This is a genomic window from Limoniibacter endophyticus, from assembly GCF_014652835.1.
GTDB classification, from domain to species: domain Bacteria; phylum Pseudomonadota; class Alphaproteobacteria; order Rhizobiales; family Rhizobiaceae; genus Limoniibacter; species Limoniibacter endophyticus.
In genome coordinates, this window is sequence record NZ_BMZO01000003.1 from 225,507 (window position 1) to 251,554 (window position 26,048).

At 57.2% G+C, this 26,048-nt stretch carries 29 protein-coding genes and 1 tRNA gene; 8 read left to right on the forward strand and 22 right to left on the reverse strand.

Features of this window, described 5'->3' with window-relative positions; genetic code table 11:
• A complete protein-coding gene (rnpA, locus tag IE151_RS05705) occupies nt 1-336 on the reverse strand; it encodes a ribonuclease P protein component (protein ID WP_189488810.1) in 336 nt (111 codons plus the stop codon).
• 15 nt (nt 337-351) lie between these two features.
• Nucleotides 352-486: a 50S ribosomal protein L34 gene (gene rpmH, locus IE151_RS05710; protein ID WP_189488812.1), complete on the reverse strand. Its 135-nt coding sequence runs from the start codon at nt 484-486 to the stop codon at nt 352-354.
• A gap of 288 nt (nt 487-774) precedes the next feature.
• On the opposite strand from rpmH, the gene IE151_RS05715 reads away from it, so the two are divergent.
• Both IE151_RS05715 and IE151_RS05720 read left to right on the forward strand, forming a co-directional pair.
• A complete protein-coding gene (locus IE151_RS05715) occupies nt 775-2,286 on the forward strand; it encodes a sensor histidine kinase (protein WP_189488814.1) in 1,512 nt (503 codons plus the stop codon).
• Nucleotides 2,287-2,513: 227 nt separating this feature from the next.
• A tRNA-Arg gene (locus IE151_RS05720) sits at nt 2,514-2,590 on the forward strand.
• A 73-nt stretch (nt 2,591-2,663) separates the two neighbouring features.
• Here the strand turns inward: IE151_RS05720 and IE151_RS05725 are convergent.
• The 6 genes from IE151_RS05725 to IE151_RS05750 all read right to left on the reverse strand — a co-directional run bounded on the left by IE151_RS05725 (nt 2,664) and on the right by IE151_RS05750 (nt 7,430).
• A complete protein-coding gene (locus tag IE151_RS05725; RefSeq protein ID WP_189488815.1) occupies nt 2,664-3,371 on the reverse strand; it encodes a hypothetical protein in 708 nt (235 codons plus the stop codon).
• Between the two features lie 82 nt (nt 3,372-3,453).
• Nucleotides 3,454-4,290 (reverse strand): ABC transporter permease, encoded by an 837-nt coding sequence (locus IE151_RS05730; RefSeq protein WP_189488817.1) that lies wholly within the window; start codon nt 4,288-4,290, stop codon nt 3,454-3,456.
• An 11-nt stretch (nt 4,291-4,301) separates the two neighbouring features.
• The gene (locus IE151_RS05735; RefSeq protein ID WP_189488819.1) at nt 4,302-5,084 is read right to left on the reverse strand and encodes an ABC transporter ATP-binding protein; all 783 of its coding nucleotides are present in this window, start codon (nt 5,082-5,084) and stop codon (nt 4,302-4,304) included.
• A 2-nt stretch (nt 5,085-5,086) separates the two neighbouring features.
• Nucleotides 5,087-6,154, reverse strand: coding sequence for an ABC transporter substrate-binding protein (locus IE151_RS05740; RefSeq protein ID WP_189489055.1), 1,068 nt, complete (start codon nt 6,152-6,154; stop codon nt 5,087-5,089).
• 60 nt (nt 6,155-6,214) lie between these two features.
• Nucleotides 6,215-6,670, reverse strand: a complete 456-nt coding sequence (locus IE151_RS05745) for a heme-binding protein (RefSeq protein ID WP_189488821.1) — start codon at nt 6,668-6,670, stop codon at nt 6,215-6,217.
• 10 nt (nt 6,671-6,680) lie between these two features.
• On the reverse strand, nt 6,681-7,430 hold the full coding sequence (locus IE151_RS05750; RefSeq protein ID WP_189488823.1) for an SDR family NAD(P)-dependent oxidoreductase: 750 nt from the start codon (nt 7,428-7,430) through the stop codon (nt 6,681-6,683).
• Nucleotides 7,431-7,538: 108 nt separating this feature from the next.
• Here IE151_RS05750 and IE151_RS05755 point away from each other — a divergent pair, with 108 nt between their 5' ends.
• Nucleotides 7,539-9,149 carry a GMC family oxidoreductase gene (locus IE151_RS05755; RefSeq protein WP_189488825.1) on the forward strand — a complete coding sequence of 537 codons (1,611 nt, stop codon included), beginning with the start codon at nt 7,539-7,541 and terminating at the stop codon, nt 9,147-9,149.
• Between the two features lie 43 nt (nt 9,150-9,192).
• On the opposite strand, the gene IE151_RS05760 is transcribed toward IE151_RS05755, so the two are convergent.
• The gene (locus IE151_RS05760) at nt 9,193-9,897 is read right to left on the reverse strand and encodes a carboxymuconolactone decarboxylase family protein (RefSeq protein ID WP_189488827.1); all 705 of its coding nucleotides are present in this window, start codon (nt 9,895-9,897) and stop codon (nt 9,193-9,195) included.
• Between the two features lie 35 nt (nt 9,898-9,932).
• Between IE151_RS05760 and IE151_RS05765 the strand changes: the two genes are divergently transcribed.
• Together IE151_RS05765 and IE151_RS05770 are read left to right on the forward strand one after the other, a co-directional pair.
• Entirely contained in the window at nt 9,933-10,700 is a 768-nt protein-coding gene (locus IE151_RS05765; RefSeq protein ID WP_189488830.1) for an SDR family NAD(P)-dependent oxidoreductase, read from the forward strand.
• A gap of 214 nt (nt 10,701-10,914) precedes the next feature.
• Complete coding sequence (locus tag IE151_RS05770) at nt 10,915-11,685, forward strand: GntR family transcriptional regulator (RefSeq protein ID WP_189488832.1); 771 nt, start codon at nt 10,915-10,917, stop codon at nt 11,683-11,685.
• 14 nt (nt 11,686-11,699) lie between these two features.
• On the opposite strand, the gene IE151_RS05775 is transcribed toward IE151_RS05770, so the two are convergent.
• Genes IE151_RS05775 through IE151_RS05805 form a run of 7 tightly spaced genes read right to left on the reverse strand, consistent with a single transcriptional unit; the run spans nt 11,700 to nt 18,154 of the window.
• Entirely contained in the window at nt 11,700-12,470 is a 771-nt protein-coding gene (locus IE151_RS05775; protein WP_189488834.1) for an ABC transporter permease, read from the reverse strand.
• 13 nt (nt 12,471-12,483) lie between these two features.
• Nucleotides 12,484-13,308: an ABC transporter ATP-binding protein gene (locus tag IE151_RS05780; RefSeq protein ID WP_189488836.1), complete on the reverse strand. Its 825-nt coding sequence runs from the start codon at nt 13,306-13,308 to the stop codon at nt 12,484-12,486.
• Nucleotides 13,301-13,915 (reverse strand): cysteine hydrolase family protein, encoded by a 615-nt coding sequence (locus tag IE151_RS05785; RefSeq protein ID WP_189488838.1) that lies wholly within the window; start codon nt 13,913-13,915, stop codon nt 13,301-13,303. Before IE151_RS05785 ends, IE151_RS05780 begins: the two co-directional genes overlap by 8 nt.
• On the reverse strand, nt 13,915-14,937 hold the full coding sequence (locus tag IE151_RS05790; RefSeq protein ID WP_189488840.1) for an ABC transporter substrate-binding protein: 1,023 nt from the start codon (nt 14,935-14,937) through the stop codon (nt 13,915-13,917). Before IE151_RS05790 ends, IE151_RS05785 begins: the two co-directional genes overlap by 1 nt.
• Before the next feature lie 33 nt (nt 14,938-14,970).
• Nucleotides 14,971-15,792 (reverse strand): acetoacetate decarboxylase family protein, encoded by an 822-nt coding sequence (locus IE151_RS05795; RefSeq protein WP_189488842.1) that lies wholly within the window; start codon nt 15,790-15,792, stop codon nt 14,971-14,973.
• Nucleotides 15,793-15,845: 53 nt separating this feature from the next.
• Nucleotides 15,846-17,300 carry a class I adenylate-forming enzyme family protein gene (locus IE151_RS05800; protein ID WP_189488844.1) on the reverse strand — a complete coding sequence of 485 codons (1,455 nt, stop codon included), beginning with the start codon at nt 17,298-17,300 and terminating at the stop codon, nt 15,846-15,848.
• Complete coding sequence (locus IE151_RS05805; protein WP_189488846.1) at nt 17,297-18,154, reverse strand: amidohydrolase family protein; 858 nt, start codon at nt 18,152-18,154, stop codon at nt 17,297-17,299. The genes IE151_RS05800 and IE151_RS05805 overlap by 4 nt, the downstream gene beginning before the upstream one ends.
• Nucleotides 18,155-18,497: 343 nt before the next feature.
• Here IE151_RS05805 and IE151_RS05810 point away from each other — a divergent pair, with 343 nt between their 5' ends.
• From IE151_RS05810 to IE151_RS05820, 3 genes are read left to right on the forward strand one after another with little or no spacing between them, the layout of a single operon-like run.
• A complete protein-coding gene (locus IE151_RS05810) occupies nt 18,498-19,523 on the forward strand; it encodes a methionine ABC transporter ATP-binding protein (RefSeq protein WP_189488848.1) in 1,026 nt (341 codons plus the stop codon).
• Complete coding sequence (locus IE151_RS05815) at nt 19,520-20,197, forward strand: methionine ABC transporter permease (RefSeq protein WP_189488849.1); 678 nt, start codon at nt 19,520-19,522, stop codon at nt 20,195-20,197. Before IE151_RS05810 ends, IE151_RS05815 begins: the two co-directional genes overlap by 4 nt.
• Nucleotides 20,198-20,244: 47 nt before the next feature.
• Nucleotides 20,245-21,042, forward strand: coding sequence for a MetQ/NlpA family ABC transporter substrate-binding protein (locus tag IE151_RS05820; protein WP_189488850.1), 798 nt, complete (start codon nt 20,245-20,247; stop codon nt 21,040-21,042).
• Between the two features lie 73 nt (nt 21,043-21,115).
• On the opposite strand, the gene IE151_RS05825 is transcribed toward IE151_RS05820, so the two are convergent.
• From IE151_RS05825 to IE151_RS05850, 6 genes are all read right to left on the reverse strand, one after another.
• Nucleotides 21,116-21,961: a hypothetical protein gene (locus IE151_RS05825; protein WP_189488851.1), complete on the reverse strand. Its 846-nt coding sequence runs from the start codon at nt 21,959-21,961 to the stop codon at nt 21,116-21,118.
• 434 nt (nt 21,962-22,395) lie between these two features.
• Nucleotides 22,396-22,854 (reverse strand): YbaK/EbsC family protein, encoded by a 459-nt coding sequence (locus IE151_RS05830; protein ID WP_189488852.1) that lies wholly within the window; start codon nt 22,852-22,854, stop codon nt 22,396-22,398.
• 46 nt (nt 22,855-22,900) lie between these two features.
• Entirely contained in the window at nt 22,901-23,701 is an 801-nt protein-coding gene (thiD, locus tag IE151_RS05835) for a bifunctional hydroxymethylpyrimidine kinase/phosphomethylpyrimidine kinase (RefSeq protein WP_189488853.1), read from the reverse strand.
• Nucleotides 23,698-24,360, reverse strand: coding sequence for a thiamine phosphate synthase (gene thiE / locus IE151_RS05840; protein ID WP_189488855.1), 663 nt, complete (start codon nt 24,358-24,360; stop codon nt 23,698-23,700). The genes thiD and thiE overlap by 4 nt, the downstream gene beginning before the upstream one ends.
• On the reverse strand, nt 24,353-25,084 hold the full coding sequence (locus IE151_RS05845) for a hydroxyethylthiazole kinase (RefSeq protein WP_210310863.1): 732 nt from the start codon (nt 25,082-25,084) through the stop codon (nt 24,353-24,355). The genes thiE and IE151_RS05845 overlap by 8 nt, the downstream gene beginning before the upstream one ends.
• Nucleotides 25,084-25,995: an ABC transporter substrate-binding protein gene (locus IE151_RS05850; protein ID WP_382344887.1), complete on the reverse strand. Its 912-nt coding sequence runs from the start codon at nt 25,993-25,995 to the stop codon at nt 25,084-25,086. Before IE151_RS05850 ends, IE151_RS05845 begins: the two co-directional genes overlap by 1 nt.
• Between the last annotated feature and the right edge of the window lie 53 nt (nt 25,996-26,048).

The following is a 26,048-nucleotide window of genomic DNA, read 5'->3' on the forward strand; positions in this document are numbered from 1 at the left end:
TTAACGCTTCTCGCGAATTCGTCGTGCCAGTTCTGCACCCAGCGCATCGAATGATGCATCGAGAATGTCTGATCGGCCTACGACCACATAATCCACGCCGACCGCCATTGCGTCAGCGGCATACAGGCGGACCGCTTCTCTCAAGCGGCGTTTAATACGATTGCGACGCACGGCATTGCCGCACTTTTTCGTGACCGTGAAGCCGACCCGAGCCGGCTTCTCGTCGCCGCGATCGCGCAGTTCAAGCAGGAAAAGCCGCCCGCGACGTTTTTCACCGCCCCGGACAGCTAGAAACTCCGCTCGTTTGCGAAGCCGCTCGGGGTGTTTTCCCGACAACGGCGGCGCTCCGCTTTACGCGGACAGACGCTTGCGGCCGCGGGTGCGGCGGGCTGCGACGACGGCACGGCCGCCCTTGGTGGCCATGCGTGCGCGATAGCCGTGACGACGCTTGCGGACAAGCTTGGAAGGTTGATAGGTGCGCTTCATTTATTTAATTACCGCGGCGTGCGGCCCTTCTTGAATTGATCGCATTTGGGTGAAACAAGGTCGGGTTCTCTGAGACCTGGACAAGCCAAGCCGTTGCGGAGCACCCGAACGTTCGCGCGCCTTATAGAGTTGAGGCGGCTCAAAGTCAATGGATGCGCCCTGTGGAGACTTTGCGTCACGCGCCGCAAATGCTAGCTTTCAGGAGCCTATGACGGGAACGTGTCTTGGTGCGCTGGTTTCCCTTCTTCATTTATGGGTAAGAAAAGCTTGGGCGGGAATTAGGTGCGAATGGAGCAGGCGCAGCATAGCAGGGATGACGAGGGTGGCAGGGGCGTAATTCCGCGTCCCGCAGCTGGTCGCATCGTGCCGCGGGCTCGAAGTCTTTCCACCAAGCTTTTGTGGCTGACGGCCCTCTTCGTCCTTCTGGCAGAAATTCTGATCTTCATTCCCTCCATCGCGGATTTCCGGTTGCGCTGGCTTGAGGAACGTCTCAGCGCGGCCTCAACGGTCGGCGTCGTCCTGTCGCAGGATGAGAGTGCGGATCTTTCGCAAGCGGTGCAGAACGAGGTTCTGCGCGGCCTCGGCGTCAAGGCCGTGGGCCTGCGCGACGGGGAGGCTTCGCGCCTGCTTATCATGGCCAATGAGCCGCCGACGGTTGATCTGCATGTGGAGCTCGATGCCATATCGCCACTCGAGTCCGTCTGGCAGGCGCTGTCCACGCTGGCCGTCAAAAAGGAAAATATCATCCACGTCACCGGCCATATAGGTGATAGCGCCATAGGCTATGAAATCGTGGTTGCGGATGCAAAGCTGCGCAAGGCGATGCTGGTCTATTCGCGCAATGTTGCACTCCTTTCCCTCGCCATCTCCCTGTTCACCGCCGTTCTGGTCTTCTCCGTCATCAACAAGCTGATGATCCGGCCGATTCGTACCATGACCCGCTCGATGCTTGATTTCGCGGAAAGTCCTAGCGATCCCACGACTGTTCTGAGCCCTGATCCTGATCGCGGTGACGAGCTCGGCGTTGCGCATGAGGAGCTTGCCAAGATGCAGAAGCGTCTGCAGCGCACGCTGGGGGAACAGAAGCATCTGGCCGATCTCGGGCTTGCCGTGTCCAAGATCAATCATGACATGCGCAATGTCCTGGCATCCGCCCAGCTTTGGTCGGATCGTCTCGCCAGTGTGCGTGATCCGGCTGTGCAGAGCTTTGCGCCAAAGCTGGTGCGCACGCTTGACCGTGCTGTTTCCTACTCGGAGAGCGTTCTGGCGTATGGCGCGGCGCGCGAGGATGAACCGGTGCGGTTTCGTCTGCGCCTGTCGGTTCTCGTGGACGAGCTGGAGGCGATGCTGGAGCCGTCGCGCAGCGATATTGAGTTCATCAACGCTGTGCCTGGCGATCTGGAGGTCGATGCCGATGCCGACCAGCTCTTTCGTGTCCTCAACAATCTGGCCCGCAACGCGATCGAAGCCATGGGGACGAGCGAAGAAAAATCGGTGGTGCGTCGAATCGAAATCGGCGCATCTCGCGACGGAGGTCTGTGTCGTATCCATGTCAGCGATACCGGCCCGGGTCTGCCGCAAAAGGCGCGGGACAATCTCTTTGCCGCTTTCCGCGGTTCGGCGCGAAGCGGGGGGACAGGACTTGGCCTCGCAATCGCGCATGAGCTGGTGACGGCGCACGGGGGGACCATCGAACTTGTGGAATCGCGATCCGGATACACGCATTTCATGCTTTCCATCCCCGATCGCCCCGTCAATCTCGCCTCGGCGCGCAAGCGCATGGGGCGCGGCGAGGGGTGATCGCTGCATTTGCGGAAACTGGGAAGGAAGGAATTGATTTTTGAAACCGCGCGTTTGCGCGGTTCACCCTTGGGCTTCGTGACGCATCTGTGAAAACTGTCACGATGCCGACAAAATTTTTCTTTTTGCGCCTTGCTTTTCCAAATTGCAGCCGTTAGTTAGCTGCTCACCGACGCAGCGCTGATGAATTGGCGCTACCGGTTGAAAGACTGCGAGACAGTCGATGCGCGCCCGTAGCTCAGCTGGATAGAGCACCAGACTACGAATCTGGGGGTCAGAGGTTCGAATCCTTTCGGGCGCGCCATTTCAACGCTTGAGAGCGTAAATTCCGGATAGAGATTCAGGCAGGCGGATTTCAGCCTTGACGAAACGCTTCATCAATAGTGGGGCGACGCGGGCGTATGGCCTGCTTGCGCCGGTGTCTCTGCCCATACGCGGAAGCGCTCGGACGGTTCGATGATCCCGCTCTGCATCATGTCAAGCCAGACGCCACAGGCATCAAGGAAGTGGTTTACGCCTGTCGGCCACATGATCAGCGATAGTGCCTCGACCAGCGCATCCTCACGCCGTCCCGCTGCATAAATGGCCTTGATATGCGCAGACAGACCCCAGTGACGCCCCTGGGCAGCATGTAGCGCCGCCATAGCCAGATGGCAAAGCTCTCTTGGAAAAAGCCCTTCTTCGATCAGCGCATCGAATGCCGAGAGGTAGGCGCTCTCGCCTTTCAGTTTCGGAAAAAGGCCAGCCCAGGACTTGTCCATGAAGGCATATGCTTCCGAACCCATTGCGAAGGCCGTCAGCGCGGTCAGATGGTCCACCTGTTCCTGCCGGCCGTTTTCCTTGAAGAAAAGCTCGACGTGATGGGTGCCGACGCCTTCCTTTACGGCAATGAGGATCGCAAGCCAGATCGTTTCGCGTTCGAAGCCGGTGAGATGGCGGGGCGTTTGCGTCAGCGCCCGGTACATATGAAAATATCCATCTTGAAGGTCGGGTGCGGCTGTTGCCATGGCTCCATGATGCGGGAGCAGGAAACCACGCCCCTGGCGTAGCGTCTCGATACGGTCGCGGATTTCCTCGATAGACACAAGCGATCTCCTGGAAAGCAATAGGCTGGATGGCGAATGCCCCAAATCCATTGATTGGGGCATTCGGGTCTTGTCGAGAAGGTCAGTCTTTCCAGCGCAGCAGGTGAGCTTCTGTTTTCTTCAGGCCGACATTGATGAGGGCGCCGACAAAAGCGAGAATGATGATGCCTGCAAACACCGAATTCGTATCAAACAGACCGGTGGCCTGAGCAATGATGAAACCGATGCCGCGATTGGACGACATGAACTCACCTATGACTGTGCCAACAAGCGCGTAGGGCACGGAAACCTTCAGGCCTGTGATGACCCATGCAGTCGCCGAAGGAATAATAACCGTGCGGGTCACTGCCCAGGATGATGCTCCCATGATCTTGGTCGCATTGATGAAGAGCGGATTGACTTCACGTACTCCCGAATAGGTGTTCAGGAAGACGACGAAGAAAACGATGGACGCAGAAACCGCGATCTTGGATTCGATCCCGATACCGAACCATATGATGAACAAGGGAGCGAGTGCCAGCTTCGGGATCGAGTAGAGAGCCGTGATGAACGGATCCATCACCTCCGCCAGAAAAGCGAATTTGCCGAAAAGAATGCCGAGAGCAAAACCGATGGCGGCCCCTATAAGGAAACCCAAAGCTGTTGCGTAAAGTGTGATTGACAGATGCGTCCAGAGTTCCCCAGAAAGTGTCCAGGCATAGAGCTTGCCGAAAACTGCCGAGGGGGAGGAGACGAAGAACGGATCGATGATCCGACCGGACGCCCATTCCCAGAAAGACAGAAATACGGCGGCAAACAAAATTTGCGACAGGAAGACCATCTGCTTGCGTCGGACCTGGCCTGCCTCGTAGGCTTTGAGCGCGTTTGAGCGACTGGCCGGAGCGGATGTACCCATTGCGGCGCTTTCATCCATTTGCATGGTCATTCTCCTTACAGGTCCTCGCCCTTGCCAATCTCCGAAGACAATTCGCTCCAAAGATTGTCATAGGCCTTCTCAAACTCGGGCAGGAAGCGAACCTTGAAGACATCCCGCGGGTAGGGAATGTCGATGTTTTCGATATGCTTGATGCGCCCCGGACGTCCCGAAAACACGATGACCCTCGAAGCAACCGCGATGGCCTCCGACAGATCATGCGTTACAAACACGATGGTTTTCTTCTGCTCCTGCCATATACGCAAAAGCTGCTGCTGCATGATCAGCTTCAGCTGAGCGTCAAGGGCACCAAACGGCTCGTCCATCAAGAGCGTGTTGGGACCATAGGCCAGCATCTGCGCCAGCGCGACACGCTTGCGCATGCCGCCTGACAATTCGCGTGGGAAAGCTTTCCCGAACCCTTTAAGTTCGACAAGCTCCAGCATCGCTTCGACCGTTTTCTCACGCTCGGCCTTTGGCACGCCGCGATATTCAAGCGGCAGCCCGACATTGCGCTCCACCGTCCGCCACGGCAGTACGCTGTCTGCCTGTGTAAGATAGCCCACGTCGCGGTTGATCGCGTTGACCGAATTGCCATTATGAACGATTTTGCCGGAGGTCTTCGGTATGATCCCGGCAATCATGTTGAGCAGCGTGGACTTCCCGCAACCCGAAGGCCCCACGAAAGCCACGAGTTCACCCGGCTCTATCGACAGGGAAACCTTATCGAGAGCGACGGTTTCGCGCCCCCGGCCGACATAGCGTTTGTCGACGCTGTCGACTGTTATTGCGCCCTGCATGATCAAAGCCCCTTGATGGCTTCGTCGGCCATGGATGGGTCGACCACGCTGGCGAAGTCCAGAGACCCGGGCAGGGGGGCTGCACCCATCTTGCCGTTGACGATGTTGATGAACTCGATGTTCTTCGCAAATAGATCTTCACGCGGTAGAGGAGCGTCGAAATAAATCGAGCCGTTGTTTTTGAAAGCCGTATCGAAGATTTGCGGCTCGATGCCCTCGAACCAGCCTTTTGCCCACTCTTTGAACTTGTCATGTTCCTGCGCGATCGATTGCATGGAAAGTGCCAATCCCTTGCAATAGCGTACCAATGCATCGCGTTTGTTGGCGATGGTCTCCTCTCCAGCGGAAGCGCAGATATACTGTACTTCCGACATGAAAGGTGGAGGATTGAGCACCATCTGGAAGAGATAATCGCATTCCTGACGCGCCACCGCCATGTCGGCAGTCGGCGAGGAGAGGCAGAAGCCGTCAATCACGCCCTGCTGCAATGCCGCAAGAACGGCGGGGCCGCCACCCTGAACAGGCACGAGCTGGAAATCCGAATTAGGATCCAGGCCCCCTTCATTGGCAAGGTAGCGGAACAAGGCGTCGGGAGCGGCGCCAGGCCCGGTCGTGCCTAGCTTGAGGCCTTTCAGCGCCGCCACCTTATCGGCGAGGGGAGATTCCTGCGTCACGCCTTTTTCGGAAAGTACTGTTTTTTTCAGGACGACGTGGCTTGCATATCTATTGACCATCGACGCTATGATGCGAATTTTCAGATTTGAGGCACGACCACGCAACGCCTCGCCCGGATCTCCGAGGACGATATCGACACCACCGCCCTGAAGGGCCGCGATGTTGGTGCCGCGATTGGAAGCGTTTGACGTAACCTTGACGCCTGCTTGTTCAAAGAAACCGCCGGCAGTCGCATAATCTTCAGCAGCCCAGAGCCATGATTTCGAGGTCGAACGAAGTGTCACCAGTTCCGGCGCAGCTTGCGCGCGAAGAATTGTTGGAAAGGAAAGTGCAGCGCCCGCTGCTCCGGCGAGCTTCAGCGCGTTTCGGCGTGTTATCATCCCATTGAAAGTCATCGTTTTGGTTCCCGGTTATGGTTGTTTTCAAAACATGCAGACTGGAGATTTCAGCTTCGCTCAGGTCTCCAGAAAGAATTGTAGACTGCTCATGATCAACGCATGATCGTCTTCGTGCGGCAGGCCGGAGACGGCAATTGCGCCCACGATCTGCCCGTCGCGCAGCAGCGGGATGCCACCCCCCATATCGATCACTTTGCTCGGATCAGCCCATGCGACATCTGCCAATGTCCGCCCTGTCGAACGCAGATGATGAAACCACCAGAGTGAGGCATGTCCGCAATTGAAGACAGTGTTGATCTTGAGATCGAGAAAATGTTCGTTATCCCTGTTCGTGCCATCTGCGGAAATCTGCACGATCGTGCGACGACCTACGACGATCTTGACGGAAAGTGGAGCCGGGGCGCTCTCGACCATGCGCCGGGCCAGTGCAAGCAATGTATCCGCAGCGAGCGGCAGGCGTTCCAGCGCAGCTTCCTGAATGATGATATCGGCTTTTGCCCTTTGATGATCCATGCCGATTCCTTCAGGCTGCCAGCACAATGCCGCCGGTGACGTTGAGAATAGTGCCGGTCATGTAGGCGGCGTCGGGGCTGCAGAGGAAACGGATCGGACCAGCGACTTCCTCCGCCGTGCCAACACGGCGAACCGGGATGGCGCTGGCATCCGGTTTGGAAAAGCTCGAGGTCATCTCTGTGGCGATCACCCCAGGCGCAACAGCATTGCAAAGAATGCCGTGTTGGCCACCATTGCGGGCGAGGTGGCGTGTCATGGCTGCGACAGCTCCCTTGGAGGCGGAATACTCGGTTCCGACGATCACTCCGCCCTGATAGAAAGCCATTGAACTGACGAGAACGATACGGCCATAGCCGTTCGCCACCATGTGTTCCCATGCTGCGGCAACGCAGTTCTGGGTGCCGTTTATATTGACATCGATGACATGGTCCCATTGTTCCCAGTTACCGGTTACCTTGCCGGGCGGACAGATGCCTGCGTTGGCAATCAGGATGTCGATGCTGCCATGCGAGGCAACGATATCGTTTACGGCTTCAGCGCAGCCTTCGCGATCCGTTACATCGAGTTTAAGCGCGAACGCCTTGAGGCCGTCTGCCTCAAGTGCATCGACGACAGGTCTGCAATCCAGGACATCAGCTATCACCACCGTCGCGCCGACCTCTGCCAGAGCGCGAGCTGTTGCGGCGCCTATGCCACGGGCTGCACCGGTGACAAGGGCGACCTGACCGTCAAGATAGCTTGGAACACTGCACTTCGACATTCGAACCCCTCGTTTCGATGCTTTTTGCTTGTTGTGCCGGCTTTTCTTTTTATAGTGTTTATATTGTTATAACTAAAAGACAAGTTGAAGGTCAACGGAGTGGGAACAGTGAAATACGATTTTATCGTCGTGGGGGCTGGCTCGGCGGGGTGCGTGCTCGCCAGTCGCCTCTCGGAGAATGCTGGAAACCGGGTATTGCTGCTCGAGGCGGGAGGAAATGATTGGAATCCGCTGTTTCGTGTTCCGTTGATGACGGGGGTGCTGCTGCGCAACCGTTATGCGAACTGGTTCTATGAAACAGATCCCGAGCCGAACTTGAATGGCCGGAAAATCTTCTGGCCTCGCGGAAAGGTGCTTGGTGGATCATCGGCCATAAACGGCATGGTCTACACGCGCGGCACCGCGCTTGACTATGATAGCTGGGCGCAAATGGGTATGCCCGAATGGTCATTCGATAAGGTGCTGCCAGCCTTCAGAAAATCGGAATCCTACAAGGGAAAGATGTCGAACTTTCATGGCGAGGAAGGGCCAATGCCGATCTCGCGCCCCAATACGCCAAATCCGCTTTTTGATGCTTTCATTGCCGCAGGTCAGCAGGCAGGCCATCCATATAACGAGGATTTTAACGGCGCATCGCAAGAAGGGGTGGGGCGTTACGACTTCACCACCTTCGAAGGCGAGCGATGGAGCGCGGCGCGTGCATTCTTGCATCCGGCTATGCGCCGCAGCAATTTGACCATTCAGACCGGTGCCCGGCTTCTGAAAGTTGTAATGGAGAAAGACCGCGCAATCGGCGTCGACGTGCAGATCAATGGGAAGACGCAACGTTATCTGACGGAGCGCGAAGTTATTCTTTCTTGCGGCACGGTAAACTCGCCAGCGGCGCTAATGCATTCGGGGATCGGCGATGCTGACAAGTTGAGCGAAGTTGGCATTCCCGTGCTACACGATCTCAAGGGTGTCGGCCGTAATCTGCAGGATCATCTACTGGCCCGGGTAGAACATGTCTGTCTCAAACCCGTAACACTCTACGACACGCTACGCGGGGATCGCGCCGCGCGTGCGCTTCTTCAGGCGCTTCTTCTGAAGAGCGGCCCGGCATCATCCTTTCCGCTGGAGGGCGGCGCGTTTCTCAAATCCGATCCATCGCTTTCAGAACCGGACTTGCAGTCGCATTTCCTCCCCGGTCTTTCCACGGCTGCCTTGCGCCTGCCTTTCATCAAGAAAGCGAAAACCAGCTATCAGGGGCATGGATTCTTCGCCAATATCTATCAGCTACGGCCGCATTCAACCGGCGAAATCGCCTTGCGTTCGGCGGATCCGCTGGCAGCTCCGGTCATCCGGCCTAATTATTTGTCGGAGCCGGAAGACGTGCGGGTCTTGCGCGAGGGCGTGAAGGCTTTGCGTAAAATTTTCGCTCAGAAAGCCTTCGACGAGTATCGCGGCATCGAGCTTGCGCCCGGCCCGCATGTGCAGACCGACAGCGAAATCGAGATCTGGCTTCGTCAGAATGCGGACACGGTTTTCCATCCGGTCGGCAGTTGCAAGATGGGCACAGACGCTTTGGCTGTGGTCGATTCGCAGCTGCGCGTACGCGGAGTTTCCGGCCTCCGCATCGTCGATGCATCGATCATGCCGCGCATGCCAAGCTCTAACACACACGCGCCAACCATGATGATTGCCGAGCGTGCAGCGGAGTTCATTCTTGATGCCGCATGAAGCTTTCCGATTGGAAGCGAATGTCCAGGAGGACCAAGGCCCCTTAGCGCTGCTTCGAGGCCTCGTCGAACCCGCCTTGCCCGGACATGATCGCCCATTCATGGAACGCCGGGGAGGCCTCCACCTTGCCGGCCACGATCATCTCGCGCCACACGCCTGCGGCTTCGACGAAGTGCGGAACAGATCCCGGGAACATGGCAAGCGACATAGCTTCAGCAAGATCCGCTTCGGCGACGCCTTCCCGGTAGCAGGCGCGGATTTCCATTTCGAGCGCGTCCCAGGCCGCCTTGCAGACGTGGACGGCCGCAGCAGCGAGATGCCGGAGGCGGGGGCTTACAGCAGTCGAGACATTGGCCATCGCGTTGAGATAGACCTCCTCCGGCTTGAAATTCGGAAGATGCGACAACCAATGATTTTCGACGAAACGAAAGCCCTTGAAGCCAAGCGCGACGGCCGCAAGCGACAGGGCTGCCGCAATCTCGTCGTCCGTGCCTCCCGCCTTGACGAATTTGGCAATGTGATGCGTGGCGGCAGCTTCATCAGTGGCGATCAAAACGGCGAGCCAGACGAACTCACGGTCGTGGTGATTGAGAACGCGGTCGTCCAGTGCCATTGCCGTATAGGCCGCGTCATACGCTCCGAGCAGCTTCGGCGAGGTCACCGCCATGAGACCGTGATGTGGCAGAAGATAACCGCGTTTGGCGCGAATTTCGGATAGCCGTTCGGCCAGAGACATTTCGTCGGACATTGTTCTTCCCCTGAATTTTGTGAGGAATAGTTAGCATGACTTCTTTCATAGGCAAGACAAGTAATACAAATCTGCGCGACCGAAAAATCCTGATATCAGGTTCCGGCTCGGGTATCGGGCGCAGCTTTCTCGAAATGGCGCTCGCCGATGGCGGACAGTGCGTGGCGCTCGTCCGTACTCAGCAGGAAAAGGGAGAGGTGGTTTCCTCAACGACTGTTCCGGAGCGAAATGTTCTTGTCGGCGACCTGACGGATTTCGGGTGGAGCGCCACGGTTGCCGAGAAGGCCCAAAGTCTCATGGGAGGTCTGGACTGTCTGGTGGCCAGCGCTGGTATCTTTGAACATGCTCCCGCCTTGGAAACGTCGCTCGATGTTTGGCGCAAGGTGCTTGATATCAACCTGACGGCCAGCTTCATGCTTGCTCGGGATGCGGCCCGTCTGATGCCCGACAACGCGTCTATCGTTCTCGTTTCAAGCCAGATCGGCATTGTTGGCCACCCGCGTGCTGCGGCCTATGCGGCGTCGAAAGCCGCCGTCAATGGCCTGATGAAATCGATGGCGCTTGAACTTGCATCGCGTCACATTCGCGTCAATGCCGTGGCGCCAGGGCCGATCGCTACGCCGATGACGCAAGTTGCCCGTAATGATGATACGCGTTCAAAAAGCCTGCTCGCCTCGATCCCGCTTCACCGTTTTGGCACACCGGAGGAGGTAGCAGCCTCAATCCGCTTCATGGCGTCGGACGCAGCATCCTTCATCACGGGTCAGGTCCTTTGCGTCGATGGCGGCACAACGGCGGCGTGAGCCGATCCGGGCGCCGTTCCTGTATGATTCTTGCCGGAGGAATATGTACTTTGCGTGATCCCCGCACAGCGCTGAAGATGAGCAGTCGGCATATGAAGCAGACATTTACTTTTCAGCACTCGACGCGTAGGTGGCATGCTCCTTCGTCGTGCATACTGAAGCTATCAGCATCTCTCAATGCTAAAAAAGAACCTGAAACAGTCGAGGGCGAGCCATGAATGATATGACTGCAAGTCCAATGCCCCGCTATCATCAGATCTATCTGCTTTTAAGGCAGAAGATTATGGAAGGCGTGTGGCCTGAAGGCACACCTATGCCCAGCGAGAATGAGCTGACGCTTGCTCATAACGTCTCGCGGATCACAATTCGCAGTGCCTTGAGCAGGCTGGAAAGCGAGGGGCTAATTTTCCGCCGCCAGGGCGCAGGAACCTTCGTACGTCCGCCGAAGCCAGAGCGGCGTAGCGAGAAGCTGCAAGGTCTTCTGGAAAACCTGGTCGAAATGGGCTTGCGTACCGAGGTTAAGCTTCTGAGCTTCACCTATGTCGCAGCCCCGGCAGATATTGCGCGCCATCTCAATCTCAAAACCGGGTCTGTGGTTCAAAAATCAGTTCGAATACGCTCCAGCAAAGGGGTGCCCTTCAGCTATCTGACTACCTGGGTGCCGGAGGACATTGGTCACCACTATCGTCCGGAGGATATGGCCGAACGTCCGTTGCTCGCCATCTTCCGCGATATTGGTTTTCCACCCGCAGATGCGGAACAGACCATTTCCTGTAAACTGGCAGACAATATCGTCGCGCCGCTATTGCAGGTCGAGCTGGCGAGCCCGCTCCTCTGGGTGCAGCGCGACGTCCGCTCAAAAAACGGACGTCAAATAGAATATATCGAAGCGCTGTATCGACCCGACATGTACGAGTACAAAATCAACCTTGTCCATGAAGGCGACGTCTGGAGCCATCTCGATGCCGATCCTGCCGCCAACTGATTTGTTTGAACGGCCTAGCGCGATCCCGCCACTGCATTGTGCCAGGGCGTGAGATAGCGACGCAACATGACGACGAGGAAATATAGTATCAAACCGAGAACGGTCAAAATAAGGATTACACCGAACATCGACTGCACGTCGAAGGCGTTCAGTGTCGACACAGCCATGTAACCCAGTCCTTGGCTGCCGCCAAGATATTCGCCCACGATGGCGCCGATAGTGGCCAGGACAATGCCGACTTCCATACCCGTAAGGATAAAGGGCAGCGCATTCGGCAGTTCGACGTCGCGAAATGTCTGCCAACGCGTGGCATTCAGCGCCAGCATCACGTCGCGGTGACCATGTTCCACCGACTTGATGCCCAGAATCGTGTTTGTCATGATCGGAAAGAACGAGATAACAGCCGCGAGTACGATCTTCGACGTCATTCCGAAACCGAACCAGACGATGAAGAGCGGAATCAGCGCAACCTTCGGCATCACCTGCAAGCCCACGATCAGGGGATTGAGTGTCTGCTCCAGCCAGCGGCTTTTACCCAGCAAGCCGCCAAAAGTAATGCCGACGATGACGGCGATCGCGAACCCGGCTACTATTTCAGTCAGCGTGATCAGCGTGTGCTGCCATGTGCGGGGATCGGCAAGCAGCGTCACGACGGATTTTCCAACGGCGACAGGCGAGGGCAGAATGAAGGGTGAGACCGAAAAAGAAGTTACATAGAATTGCCAGATGCCGATCAGCACGAGCAATACAAGCGGGGTGGTGATCCAGGCGGCGTTGTTTTTCATAATCGTTCCCCGTTCAGGCAAATGTATCGAGACGTCGGCGCAATTCCAGCTCGTGCTGCTGGAATTCCGGTGAAGATTGCACATAGCTGTTCCGCGGGCGGGCGATTGGAATCTCGCGCAATGTATCCATGCGACCCGGCCGGGGAGAAAGCAGAAGGACGCGGTCGGCCAGAAAAACGGCCTCCCGGATCGAATGCGTGACGAGTACGATCGTGCAGCCACTCTCCTGCCATATGCGCTGCAATTCGAGGTTCATCTGTTCGCGCGTCATCGCGTCGAGTGCGCCAAATGGCTCATCCATCAGCAGTAGACGTGGGCGACAGCTAAGCGCCCGAGCTATGGCGGCTCGCTGGCGCATGCCCCCGGAAAGCTCTCGCGGCCAGCGATGTTCGAAGCCCTTGATGCCGACGAGTTCGCAAAGTTCAGCCGCGCGCTTGCGCCGCTCTTCCTTGCCAACGCCGCGCAGTTTTAACGGCAACGCGATATTGTCCTGGATGGTGAGCCAGGGAAACATGTTGGCATCCTGGAAAACGACGCCAAGTTCCTGCATCACCTTGTCGTTGCGCTGTCCGTCCGACCAGAGCGATTCATTATTGATTTTCACTTCCCCGCTGGTCGATTTTAAAAGGCCGGCAATGATACGAAGAAGGGTGGTTTTGCCGCAGCCGGACGGCCCGAGCAGGACGAGAAACTCGCCACTTGCAATGTCCAGATTGACCTCGGTCAGGGCGAGAACCGAGCCCGTCTTGCCGCCGTAGCGCTGCTCGATATTCGTCAGATTGATTGCCGCACCCGCTCGAACGGGGACGGGCGAGGTTGCGAGCAAATCATCACTCATCGGAATTTCCATTCAAAGCTGTTTGAGCGTCTTTCATCGTTATGAGACGCGCGAAGCCGAACGCCATAGACACAAGCGCGCTTTCATGGCGTGGCTCATCGAAGTCGGCACAGGCATCCTGCACCACGAAAGTCTTGAAATCGCGTTGGCCAAGATCGCGCACAGTGCTTTCCACGCACATTGAGGTCGTCACCCCGCAAACGAATACGCGTTTGACGTTTTTCTCCCGCAGGATCGCCTCGAGCGACGTATTGACTAACGCGGAGAAACGGTTCTTGTCGATGATCAGATCGTCGGCGGCGGGGCATACGACCTCGGAGAAACATTCGTCGCCGCTACCGCGCAGCAGAGCGCCGATCTTGGCGAGCCCCGGACGGATGGTATTGATCAATTCACCGCCATCGGCGTAGCCTTCTTCGAAGATCATTCGCGTCCAGATCACGATTGCGCCGCCATCGCGCGCTTGGTCGGCGAGTCTGCCGCAGTTGGTAGCCGCGGCACGCAAGCTGTCAATCGGTCGCCCCTGTCTGGCCATAGACCCGCCAGCGTCGCAAAACGACACTTGCGGATCGATGATGAGGAGCGCTGGTTGGTCTATGCCCGGCATCACCCCAGCGCCTGGACTCTGGCGGAGTCATCATAGAAGTTGCGTTCTTCAAGCGCCGGAATCAATTCGGCTTTGACCATGAGATCATAAGCGCTGGTCCAGGCATCTTCGACGGATTTGAGCTTCACGTCAAAGGAACGCTTGAAATTGTTCAACGTGTTTTGCAGGACCGATACGCCTTTATCCGGGCCGCTTGCCTCAGAGAGCTGGTATTTGCTGAGAATGCTGTCGACCACTGCCGTTTTGTCACTGGTCGCGTTCATCGTCTCGATGCTTTCGTAAATCGCGGCGAAGAAACGAGATATCTCATCCTTCTTTTCCGCCAGTTGTGCCTTGGAGGTTATGTAGACCTGCCCCGGACAACGTGCGACGTCGTCGGTTGACCAGGCAATGATCGGTTCCTTGGCCGCACGGAGCTGAAAAACTGTATCATTGGTGGCAATGAAGCCGTCGATGCGGCCCTGCTTTATGAGCTGGAAAGCAGCAGGCGCGTTGCCGACAACCTCGCGACGCACCTCGGCCTTTGGCAGATCTTTTGCAACCAGCATCATGTCGAGCAGATTTTCCGTGGCGCCAGCGGCCGAAACGATGCCGATCGTTTTGCCGACCATGTCTTCCGGCTTGGAGATCGGTTTCTCCTCCGATGAAATGACGAAGAAGATGTCGCGCTGATGGATTTCGCCGATGGCAACAATAGAGGGGTCGCGCGCGTACGCCTTGATCATGTCGGTGCCACCAGTGCGCGAAACCAGCGCGTTGCCAGCCGTCACCTGCTGAACCGCCATGGAAGAGCCACGCCCGCCCTCAATGGTGATATTGATGCCATGCTTTCGGAAGATGCCGGAGGTATCGCCATAGAGCGTCTCGGAAAAGCCGAAAATATACCCGAACGGTGTCAGATAGGTCATATCGACCGGCTCTTGCGCATTGGCGACACTACATATACCGGGCAGAAGCGCGCCAAGGGCCATAGCCTGCGATCCGACCAGGAATTTGCGGCGGTTCATGGTTAAAAGCGTCATTGTTCCCTCGTTTATTATGGTGGTGTTGGTCGCTTATGGCGATCCGTCCTTTGTATAGTCGTGCAGCAGTCGGGCGGTGCGATCCGTGGTCCAGCCACGTTCGTATATGAAGGCTCCCGTGACAGTGAGCGCCCCAAGTTGCCCCAGCTCCTCGTCAATGCCGTCGAACAGCTCGATTTCGCCGTGTCCGGGACGGATGTTGCGCATCGATACATTTGTAAAAGGAAGCTCGAGGAGCTGTTCTACTTCCGCAATGTCCGGCCCGGGACTGGCGAGATAACGGTAGGTAAAGGTTGATCCGCCATGTCCGGGCAAAGCTTCCAGTGGGAGGGCGTCTTGATCGAGCGTAACGGAAAGACGAATGACCGGCTGACCATAGCGGGTCACCGTGCCGCCAAGCCTGACGGGTTGATCCGCGAAAACAGGATTGGCCAGTTGAAGGCGCGTGCGATCGACTTGGGCCAACCGCTTACCCCACCCGAAAATCGCACCCATGGCCAGCGACCAGTCGCGATCCACCCAGACGAGGGCGCTGTAACGACCAATCCTGTCGCCGAAGCGGCAATAGAACCCGAGCACGCACTCATTATAGGTGCAGCGGGCAGGGTCGCTGAAGAAGCGATCAGGATTGTCGGCGGAAACTTTTGCCATTTCGGCAATCATAACCCAGCCGGCCCCATCCTCCAGAGGCTCCAGGCCAGGTGGCAGAAAATGCATGATCCTGGACGGGTCAGCGCGAAAGCTGACATGAAGCGCATCACAGCTGATATGATGCGGCAGCGGCTCTACGAGCGCGGATTTTCCGGTTCGGGTGCGCGGCAAGGACTGCCCCGCCCACGGTCTGCTCCCAGTCATGCTACCCTCGGTATTTGTATTATTATTATAACATTTAATCGCGTCTTTGATTTTTACGCAACAGGGAAGACGGGTAATCTTTCCGCGAGTTGCGTCTTCAGGACCTTGCCGGAACTGTTGCGAGGAAGGTCTTCGACCTGAATGAATATCCTCGGCACTTTGTAGGGGGCGAGACGTTCCTTGCACCAAGCCTCAAGCTCGGCCTGCTCCAGGGGTCTTGTGCCAACGACAAACGCCGCGATCTCCTCTCCCATGAGCCCCGCTTTCCAACCGACCACCGACGCCTCGTTCACATCGTCATGTTCGCGTAAAATCGTCTCGATGTCCCCGGGATATATGTTGATCCCGCCTCGGAGGATCATGTCCTTGCTGCGACCGCGCAGTGACACGTGACCGGAGGCGTCTATTTCCGCCAGATCGCCTGGATAAAACCAGCCGTCGCGAAACGCGTCCTCCCCGGCCTCCTCGTCATTGTAATAGCCGGTTGCAACCCCTGGTCCACGGTAGCGCAAACGTCCGATCTGCCCGGGTGGAAGCGGTATATGATCGTCACCTACGACTTCTACACTGACGCCGAAGACCGGAATTCCGACCGAATCCGGCTGTTTTGCCCGCGTCTGACGCGTTCCGAGCGTCACACCGCCACCTTCCGTCGACGCGTAATACTCAACGAAGTTGGGGCAAAGATTGTCGATTGCGACCCGTTCAGCCGTATCGAGCGGCGCGCCGCTACAGATCAGAAGATCAAGTCTGCCAAATGGCACGAGCGTTTCGCGAGGTAGCTCCAGCAACTTGCGCAACTGCGTAGGCACGAGAAAGACGCTCGTTGCGTCAACTCGTGCCAGCTCGCGGCAGAGTGCATCCGGTTGGAATGGTGGTGGAAAGAGAACCAGCGTTCCGCCGGCAAAAAGGACGGACATGGCGAAGGTTCGCCCGCCACCGAAATAGAGGGGGGTGGCAGAAACGTAACGTGCATTGCTGTTGAGCGCGAGATTGATCCAGTGCGTCCAGAACCGTCGCAGCATCTGATAATGCGTGATTCGCGGACCTTTCGGGCGTCCCGTTGTGCCGGAGGAAAGCGAAAGCAAGAGGGGGATCTCGTTGCCGGTTCGCAGCACAGGCTCCTCACCATTCTTCGGTAGTTTATCAAGTGCTACCGTTTCAACCGTTCCGAACCTGTCGCTATCTTGCTCGACAAGCACGAGTTTTGCCTGGAAGTGATCTGAAACCCGCTGCCGCTCGGCATTTGTCCACCGTACGTCCATGGGAAGAATGACCGCCCCCATATAGGCGAGAGCATAAAGATTGACGATATGTTCGGTCGTATCGCCGAGACACAAGCCCACCAGATCGCCGGGCCTTATACCTTTGGCATGAAGGCGCCCAGCCTGACTGCGAATATGCGTATCGAGTTGCGCATATGTCAGGACCCTGCTGCCCTCAATGATGGCGATATGGTCAGGACGTGCCTTGGCATTGATCGTGATGGCTTCGGCAAGGTTCATCATTTATCGAGGCCGTATATACGAAGCACGTTGCCGCGCAGAAATTTCTGCTTCGGAACGGGTCGCAGGTCAAGTTCGTCGATCTGCTGGATGGTCTTCTCGAAATCGAGCACAGGAAAATCCGTGCCGAAAATGACTTTGTCCTGTCCGTAGGTGTTTATGTAATGAACAAAGGATTGGGGCCAATAGCGAGGTGCATGTGCATCCGAGCCGATGAAGACGTTTTCATGCTTCCAGGCCATGGCGATCATCTCTTCCGCCCATGGAATGCCGACATGAATACCGATCAGCTTCAGCTCCGGAAAGTCGCAGGCCACGCTGTCGAGCGTTATCGGACGGCCGACGCTACGGCGCGGAAAAGTTCTGTCGTAGACAAGCGACTGACCCACCTGAAGCTGAATTGGAACGTCCAGCTCCACGCATTTGGCATAGAAGGGATAGTTGCGAGCGTGATCGGGTGCTAACTCGAACCAGTGCGGATAAAGATGCGCGCCGATAAAGCCGTACTCGCGTACGGCCTTTTCCAGTTCGCGAACCCCATGCATACCCTCCGTCGGATCCACTCCGGCGAGGCCCAGAAAGCGATCTGGATATTTTTGCACGGCATCGACCACCATTTTGTAAGGGACATGGTAGCACTTGCGATGATCGGCAGGGCCGACCTTGGCGGCGATCAGCATGGATTTCTCTATGCCAGCCTTGTCCATTCGCGTGATCATCTCCTCCAGAGATATACCCTCGAAAGTCTCGCGATCGACCTTGACCTTACCTGTATAGAAGTCGGTCCGGTCGGGGCGGCCTGCCAGGGCTTCCTCTGTCCAGATGTTGACCACTGCGTCGATTATGCCGCGTGTCATGCGATGTTCACCCCAGTGTTACTATTGGTATAACAATAGACACGCTTGGTGCGACGTGACAAGGCCGTGTTTCAGTCGCGGAAATTCTTGAATATCGAGCGGGTCAATAGCTGAGGCACCTTGCCAAAATGCCCAGGCTTTTCCCGTCAAGATGGGGCTAACGCGCAATTGTCCGGCTCGACATTATCGCCGTCCAGTCGTATGAACGGCGCCTTGTGACGCTTTCGCGTTAGAAAGCTGTAAACGGGAAATTTCATTTCATCGATACCCGATATATGGAATGATTTTCCTTCAATCCCCGGTTAGCGACTCTATTGTAGCGGCGATTTCTCTGGTTCCGAAAATGATTTCTCTCAGGCAAGTTTCAAAAACGTTTGGTGAAGGCGATGCCCAAGTGCTGGCTGTCGATAATGTCAGCCTCGATGTCGAGGCAGGGACTATCTGCGGCATCATCGGCTATAGCGGTGCAGGCAAAAGCACGTTGATCCGCCTGTTCAACGGTTTGGAAAAACCGAGTGGCGGCACGATCACCGTCGCCGGTACCAGTATTGGCGATGCCAGCGAGGCGACTTTGCGTCGTGTGCGCCCCAAGCTCGGCATGATTTTCCAGCATTTCAATCTGCTCTGGTCACGGACGGTGGCGCAGAATATCGCTTTTCCGTTGGAGATCGCCGGCAAGGACAAGGTCGAAATCAATGCGCGCGTGAAGGAGCTTGTGGCGCTCGTTGGTCTCGAAGGGCGTGAGAATGCTTGGCCCTCACAGCTTTCCGGCGGTCAGAAGCAACGCGTTGGCATTGCGCGCGCGCTGGCGAACGACCCGCACGTGCTTTTGTGCGACGAGGCAACCTCCGCGCTCGATCCGCAGACGACAGATTCCATTCTCGACCTTCTGCTTGATATAAACAGGAAACTCAACCTGACCATCGTGCTGATCACGCACGAAATGCATGTCGTTCGCCACATCTGCAGCCGCGTCGCGGTGATGGAAGCGGGGCGGGTCGTCGAGGAAGGTCCCGTGCTGGAAGTCTTTTCGCGCCCCAAGCAGGAAATCACCCGCCGTTTCGTGCGTCAGATCGAGCGCGCCGACGAGGCAATCCCTGCTTTCGAACCGCCAATATACGCGACCGGAGAGGGCGCATTCGTGCGCCTCGTCTATGATGGACGCCGTGCGCAGGAGCCGGTGCTGGCGCAGGCAATTCAGAAATTCGCGCTCGGCATCAATGTCGTGCATGGCCAGCTGAACAAGACGCGCGACGGCTCGTTCGGCGAACTCTATGTGCATATTCCGGCGCAAGGCGAGGCGCTCGAAGCGGTTCTTTCCTTCGTTCGCGATGCAGGCGTGGACGCGCAGATCGTGAGTAAGTCATGATCGAGACCGTCGCTTCCTTCTTCCCTTATGTGAAAATCCCGCAGCTTACCAAGGCTTTGTGGGATACGCTCTACATGACCGCGTGGTCCGGGGTTGCAACTTTTGTGCTCGGCCTGCTGCTTGGTTGCTTGCTCTTCCTGACTTCGCCGAGGCAATTACTTGCCAGTCGCACTGCCTATTTCGTGCTGTCGATCGTTACGAATATCTTCCGGTCGATCCCATTTCTGATTCTGCTCGTGCTGCTTATTCCCTTCACGCGTTTCGTCGTCGGCACAATGCTCGGGCCGAATGCAGCACTTCCGGCACTCATCATCGGTGCGGCTCCTTTCTATGCGCGTCTGGTCGAGCTCGCGTTTCGCGAGGTGGACAAGGGTGTGATCGAGGCGACGCGGGCCATGGGCGGGGGCGCGCTTACCGTTATCTGGCGCGTACTGATCCCGGAATCCGCCCCGGCGCTGGTCTCAGGTATCACCGTGACGCTGATTGCCCTGGTCGGTTATACTGCGATGGCAGGTGCGATAGGTGCAGGCGGCCTCGGCAATCTCGCCTATCTCGAAGGCTTCCAGCGCAATCATCCCGACGTGACTTTGGTCGCAACGGTAACCATTCTCCTGATCGTGTTCGTCATTCAATTCGTCGGCGACACGCTCGTACGCAAACTCGACAAGCGGTGACGGGAGACACGCCGCATTGTCGTTCCTAATAAAATGAGGATTGAGCCATGTTGAAAAAAATCGCCCTTGCAGCTCTACTATCCGCGAGCGCGCTTGCTGCCCACGCCGCCGAACTCAAGATTGGCGCGTCGAACGTGCCGCACGCCGAGATACTCGAAGAAGCTGCGCCGCTTCTCAAGGAGAAGGGCGTCGATCTGACAATCATTCCGTTCCAGGACTACATCCTGCCGAACACGGCTCTAGCCAATGAGGAAATCGATGCCAATTATTTCCAGCACATCCCTTACCTGAACGAAGTCCTAAGCCAGAATCCGAGCTATAAGTTCGTCAATGCCGGTGCGATCCACATAGAGCCGATCGGCATTTATTCCAAGGGCGTCAAGAGCTTGAAGGATCTGCCGGATGGCGCGAAGATTGTCATTCGTGATGCCGTCGCCGATCAGGGCCGCATTCTGTCGATTTTCGAGCGGGAAGGCGTTCTGAAGCTCAAGGATGGTGTCGAAAAGACTTCCGCCACCATTGACGATATCGTGGAGAATCCGAAGAATATCGACTTCTCGACCCAGATCGAAGCTGCCCTTCTGCCGCAGGCCTACCAGAATGAGGAAGGCGATGCCGTCGTCATCAATGCTAATTATGCGCTGGGGGCTGGCATTGATCCGGTAAATGAGCCGATCGCTGTCGAAAGCGGTGAGAACAATCCATATGCCAATATTATTACGGTACGTGAAGGCGACGAGAACAAGCCGGAAATCAAGGAACTGATTGCAGTCCTGCATTCCAAGCAGATCCAGGACTGGATCAAGGAAAAGTACAAGGGGGCTGTCCTTCCCGTCAGCGAATAAGCCTTGCTCCCGACGTGAAAAAGCCCCCGCAGCAGCATAGTGCTTGCGGGGGTTTTCTTTTTGCGTGCTGCCTTTACGGCTGGAGGATTGGCGCGCTCGACCAGATGGGACCGTTGCGCTCTTCTTCCTTCAGGCTGTCGGAGCCGAAGTGGAAGCGAAGCCCAGCCAAAATGCTCTGGCTGTCCGTCGATCCGGGGCTTGCCCCTCCGCTCTTCGGTTCGAGCCAATCCTTGCGGTAGCCGCCATAGACCGAGACAGGGAGGCCGTCGGGACGGTAGTTGAGGAGAGCCTTGGCGCTGGCGTGATCAATATCGCCAATATCGGTCGAAAGGCGGTTTACCGTGCCTTCCGCATCGATGCGGATATTGTCGGCCAGGAAGTAGCGTATGCCGAGGCGACCCATCAGGTGATCGGCATCGAGGCCGAGGAGATCGGTCTTGCCGTAGCCGCCCTGTGCGTAGAAGGTTGCCGCGTCGCTAAACCACGCAACTTCAAGACCAGCCATGCGCGTTTCAAGAAGATCGGCGGAGCCGAGTGCATCCAGATCGGTCTTGGCGCCATGTATAAAGGCCCCGACTGCAAAGACTTCCTCCGGTCGATAATAGCCGTGCAACGTCCCGTAATAGGACGAGCCGTCGCCGATAAAATCGAAATCGTGCTTGCCGTAGCCGAGGTCGCCCTGGATGTTGAGGCCACCGCTCACCCTGGCGTTGACGCTACCTCGGATCGACCAGTTCCGCGAATCGAGAAGGTCATTCTCAGACTTGGCCAAGGCTCCCTCGACGTTACCCGTCATGCCACTGAGGCCGCCATTCGTTTCCGGGTAGAAGATCGGCCGATCATAATCGGCCGCGTGTGCACTGCCGCCGATGGCCGCGGCGGTAATACCTGCGGCCAGAATGCCCTTGACGAATATCATGCCCACGCGCCCCACGTGAATTAACCATGATTCTTATGTAGCAAGCGCTGGTTAACCATGTGTTTCTACCAATACGGGAAAGATATTTCCTCCATCAGCGGATAAATCTTAATCGTCATTTTATGGTCACGGACGCCGGGTAAAGTCATCAAGGTCTTCGCATGTCCGTGAAGGGCAATTGGCCGCCATAAGCTCTGACGATTTTGCATAGCAAATAGGCATAAACGTTGGTTGCCATCATGTTAGGCATTGCGTAGATTGTAAGTGTTGGTGATCGACCTCCTCCCCGAGATCCAACACTCAGATACGATGTATCCTCCTCCCACATCGTATCTTCAGATCAAGCCCGCCGGATCTCCTCCCCCGGCGGGCTTTTTCTTTCCGTTGACCGTAAGAAGGCACCGCTCTCAGTGCCTCCTCCATAAAAATTCATTTCATTGACAGACGTCGATCCATTCGGCGCTGATGAGATCGGCCATGCGCTGGGTTTCGATGCGTACGGCTGAATTGGTCGAACCGGCTGCGGGCACGACTTCTGCATAGCTCTGCAGTGATTTATCGCAATAGACCGGCAAGGGGCCGGGCAGGCCGAAGGGGCAGACGCCGCCGACTGGGTGGCTGGTGACTGCCACGACCTGCGCGGCATCGAGCATACGCACCTTGGTGCCGAAACGGTCCTTGAACTTGCGATTGTCGATGCGCGCCGTTCCGGCCGCCACGATTAATATGGGTTCCTCACCGACGCGGACCGCGATGGATTTGGCGATCTGGCCGGGTTCGACGCCGAAGGCCTCGGCAGCCAGCGCGACGGTTGCCGAGCTGCCGGGCGTTTCAAGGATTTCGATGTCGGGTGCATGTGCCGCGAAGAAGGCACGAACGGATTCTATGCTCATGCCGGATATTTAGAACATGGAACGGGCAAAAGAAAAGCCCTTCGCCTCAGCCCCACCAGCGGTGGAAATGATGCACCGGACCGCTACCCTTGCCTATCGCCAGGTCGCGCCCGGCATCCAGTGCCTCGGTTAGAAAGCCCTTTGCGTCGGCAATCGCCTTCTCGAGCGGCGAACCTTTTGCAAGTTCTGCCGTGATGGCTGCGGCAAGCGTACATCCCGTGCCGTGATCGTTCTGCGTATCGATCCGTGGGGCGGGGAAACGAAAGGCAGGTGAACACGCGCGCACCAGGAGATCGACGCTTTCCGCCGTGGTACCATGACCACCTTTCACAAGTACGGCCTCTGCGCCCATGGCCAGGATAGCGCGGCCTTGCTCTTCCATCGCTGCTTCCGTTTGCGCAATGTCGCTGGCGGTGATCAGCGCTGCCTCATGCAGATTGGGCGTGACAAGCTTTGCGCGCGGGATAAGCAGATTTATTAGCGCGGCCATGGCCTCTTCTGCGAGCAGACGGTCGCCGGAGGTCGCAACCATGACGGGGTCGACGATGGCGTTACGCGCATGTGCATCGAGGCGATCGGCGATCGCTTCGATCGTCGCCGTGACGGAAACCATGCCGATCTTGATTGCATCGGCACCTATATCGGAAAGCACCGCATCGATCTGGCTGGCAACCATGGCTGGTGAAATATTCTCAATGGCCTGAACGCCCAGCGTGTTTTGCGCAGTAATCGCGGTGATCGCGCTGGTGCCGAAGACACCAAGCGCGGAGAACGTCTTCAAGTCGGCCTGGATCCCGGCACCGCCGCCACTATCCGAACCTGCAATCGTGAGCGCCTTGGCCGTCATGATGCGCGCTCCGAGAGGGCGCGATCCACTGCATGCCTTAAATCGCGGGCTGCCTTTGCCGGATCCTGTGCGCGAAAGATCGCCGAGATGACGGCGATCCCGTCCGCTCCCGCAGCAATCACCTCCGGAACGTTGGAGAGATCGATACCCGCAATGGCCCCGACGGGCATATCGGGACGCGATGCCTTGATCTGGGCGATTATCTTGCGCAACCCCTCCGTACCGATCGGCTTGTCGGGATTTTCCTTCGAAGCCGTGGCGAAAACACCACCCGCGCAGGCATAATCAATGGGGCTGGAGCGCGCTGCTTGTCCATCCGCCTCGTTCTTCACGGTAAGGCCGATGATTCTGTCCGGACCAAGCAGGGCGCGTGCATCTGCGGGTGTCATGTCCTCCTGTCCGATGTGGACGCCATCGGCTTCTGCCGCCAGCGCGACATCGACGCGATCATTGATGAGAAGCGGGACGCCCGTGCCGGCGAGCGCTGCACGGATTTCCCGGGCGCGCTCGATCATCGCGCGCGTGTCGCTGTTCTTGTCGCGATATTGCAGGATGGTGACGCCGTTGTCGGCCGCAAGCCGGGCAAGTACGGGCAGATTTTCACCGCCTAGATTGTCGACATCGACGATACCGTTGAGACGATAGTCCACCTTAGCCATTCTGGCTGATCCTTCCATGTTGAATCAGGGTTTCGGTGTCGAGGCTGTAAAGCGCGTCGAGCAAAGCAGCACGAAACGTGCCGGGCCCTCGTGCCTGCGGACGGGCGATCTCTGCGGCCACTCCCATGACGAGCATGGCGCAAGCGGCGGCGATCATGCGATCCTCTTCAACCGTCAAAAATGCCGCTATGACACCGCCGCTCAGGCAGCCCGTACCCGTCACATAACCCATGAGCGGGTCGCCATTGTGGACGGTAATGCTCTTGCCACCCCACCGGATCGTATCGTCCGCTCCCGTCGTGACAAGCGCGGCGGAAGGCGCGGAAGGTGCGAGCGCCGCGATTTCTGCTGCATTGCCGCGAATGGCGGCGGGTCTCTGCGCGCAGAGCGTGTGCGCAAGAGCCAGACGGCTTTCGGAAATCTCGACCTTTACCGGATCTATGATGAAGGGCTTTTGTGCTGCTGCCATAAGTGACACGGCGGTCTTTATCGCCTCGGTCCGAGCCGGATCGAGCGTTCCCAGATTGACGAGAAGAGCTTTCGAAACGTCCATGAAATCCGGCATCTCGTCAGCATTTTCGGTCATGGAGGGAATGGCGCCGATTGCGGTCAGCCCATCGGCGGTCAGTTCCTTGACGACGGCATTGGTCAGGCAATGGACGCGCGGTGCGTTTTCGCGAATACGCATGAGCAGCGTGCCGGCATGTCTTGGCAGGTTCTGCATCATTTCACCTGTATGGCAATGTCGGAAACCGCCGGCGCGCGCTCGATCTGTCCTTGCTCTTTCATGAAGGCACCAAAGCGCGCATAGGCAGCCTCGTCGATGGCGGCGGGACGTTTGGCAAAGCGCGGCATCGTATCGACCCAGGCCTCACGGTTCAACGCGTTGTCGAGGTCGGGATAAGCCTTGATGAAGAGCTGCCACGCTTCTTGCGGATGGTTCGTCAGATAGATCGTCGCCTGCTCCACCGCTGCGAGGAAACGCGGCAGACGAGGGTCTTTTGCGTTGTCCGTGTGGGTCACGTAGATCAGTTCTTCATAAGGCGGAACGCCATGTTCTTCAACGTAGAAGGAACGGCCCTCCTGTCCTTCGAGCTTCATCTGCGTCAGCTCGAAATTACGATAGCCGCCGATCGTGGCATCAACCTGACCGGAGATGAGCGCGGGCGAGAGAGCGAAATTGACGTTGATCAGTTCCACATCGTCAGGCGAAAGACCTGCCGACCTGAGCATGGCCGCAACAAGCGACTGCTCGAAGCCCGAAACCGAAAAGCCGATCTTCTTGCCTTTCAGGTCGGCGAGCGACTGGATTGGTCCGTCCTTCATAACGGTAATAGTGTTCAGCGGCGTTTCGACCAGAACCCCGAAACGCACCAGCGGCAAGCCCTGTGCATGATCGAGATAAAGGTTCGGCTGATAATGCACGGCAATGTCCGCCTGCTTGGCAGCGACGAGGCGGGGGCTGGACGAGGGATCGGACGGCGCGACCAGATTAACGTCGAGATTGGCCTTGTCGAACAGTCCGAGTTCTCTGGCAACGACAAGCGGTGCGTGGTCCGGATTGACGAACCATTCGAGCATGACGTCGAGCTTGTCCGCAGCCGAGACAGGAAGAGCGGCTGCGCACCAGAGCATGATAGCGATGAGGAATTTGGGCAATTGTTTCATCGATTGGCCTTCGGACATTT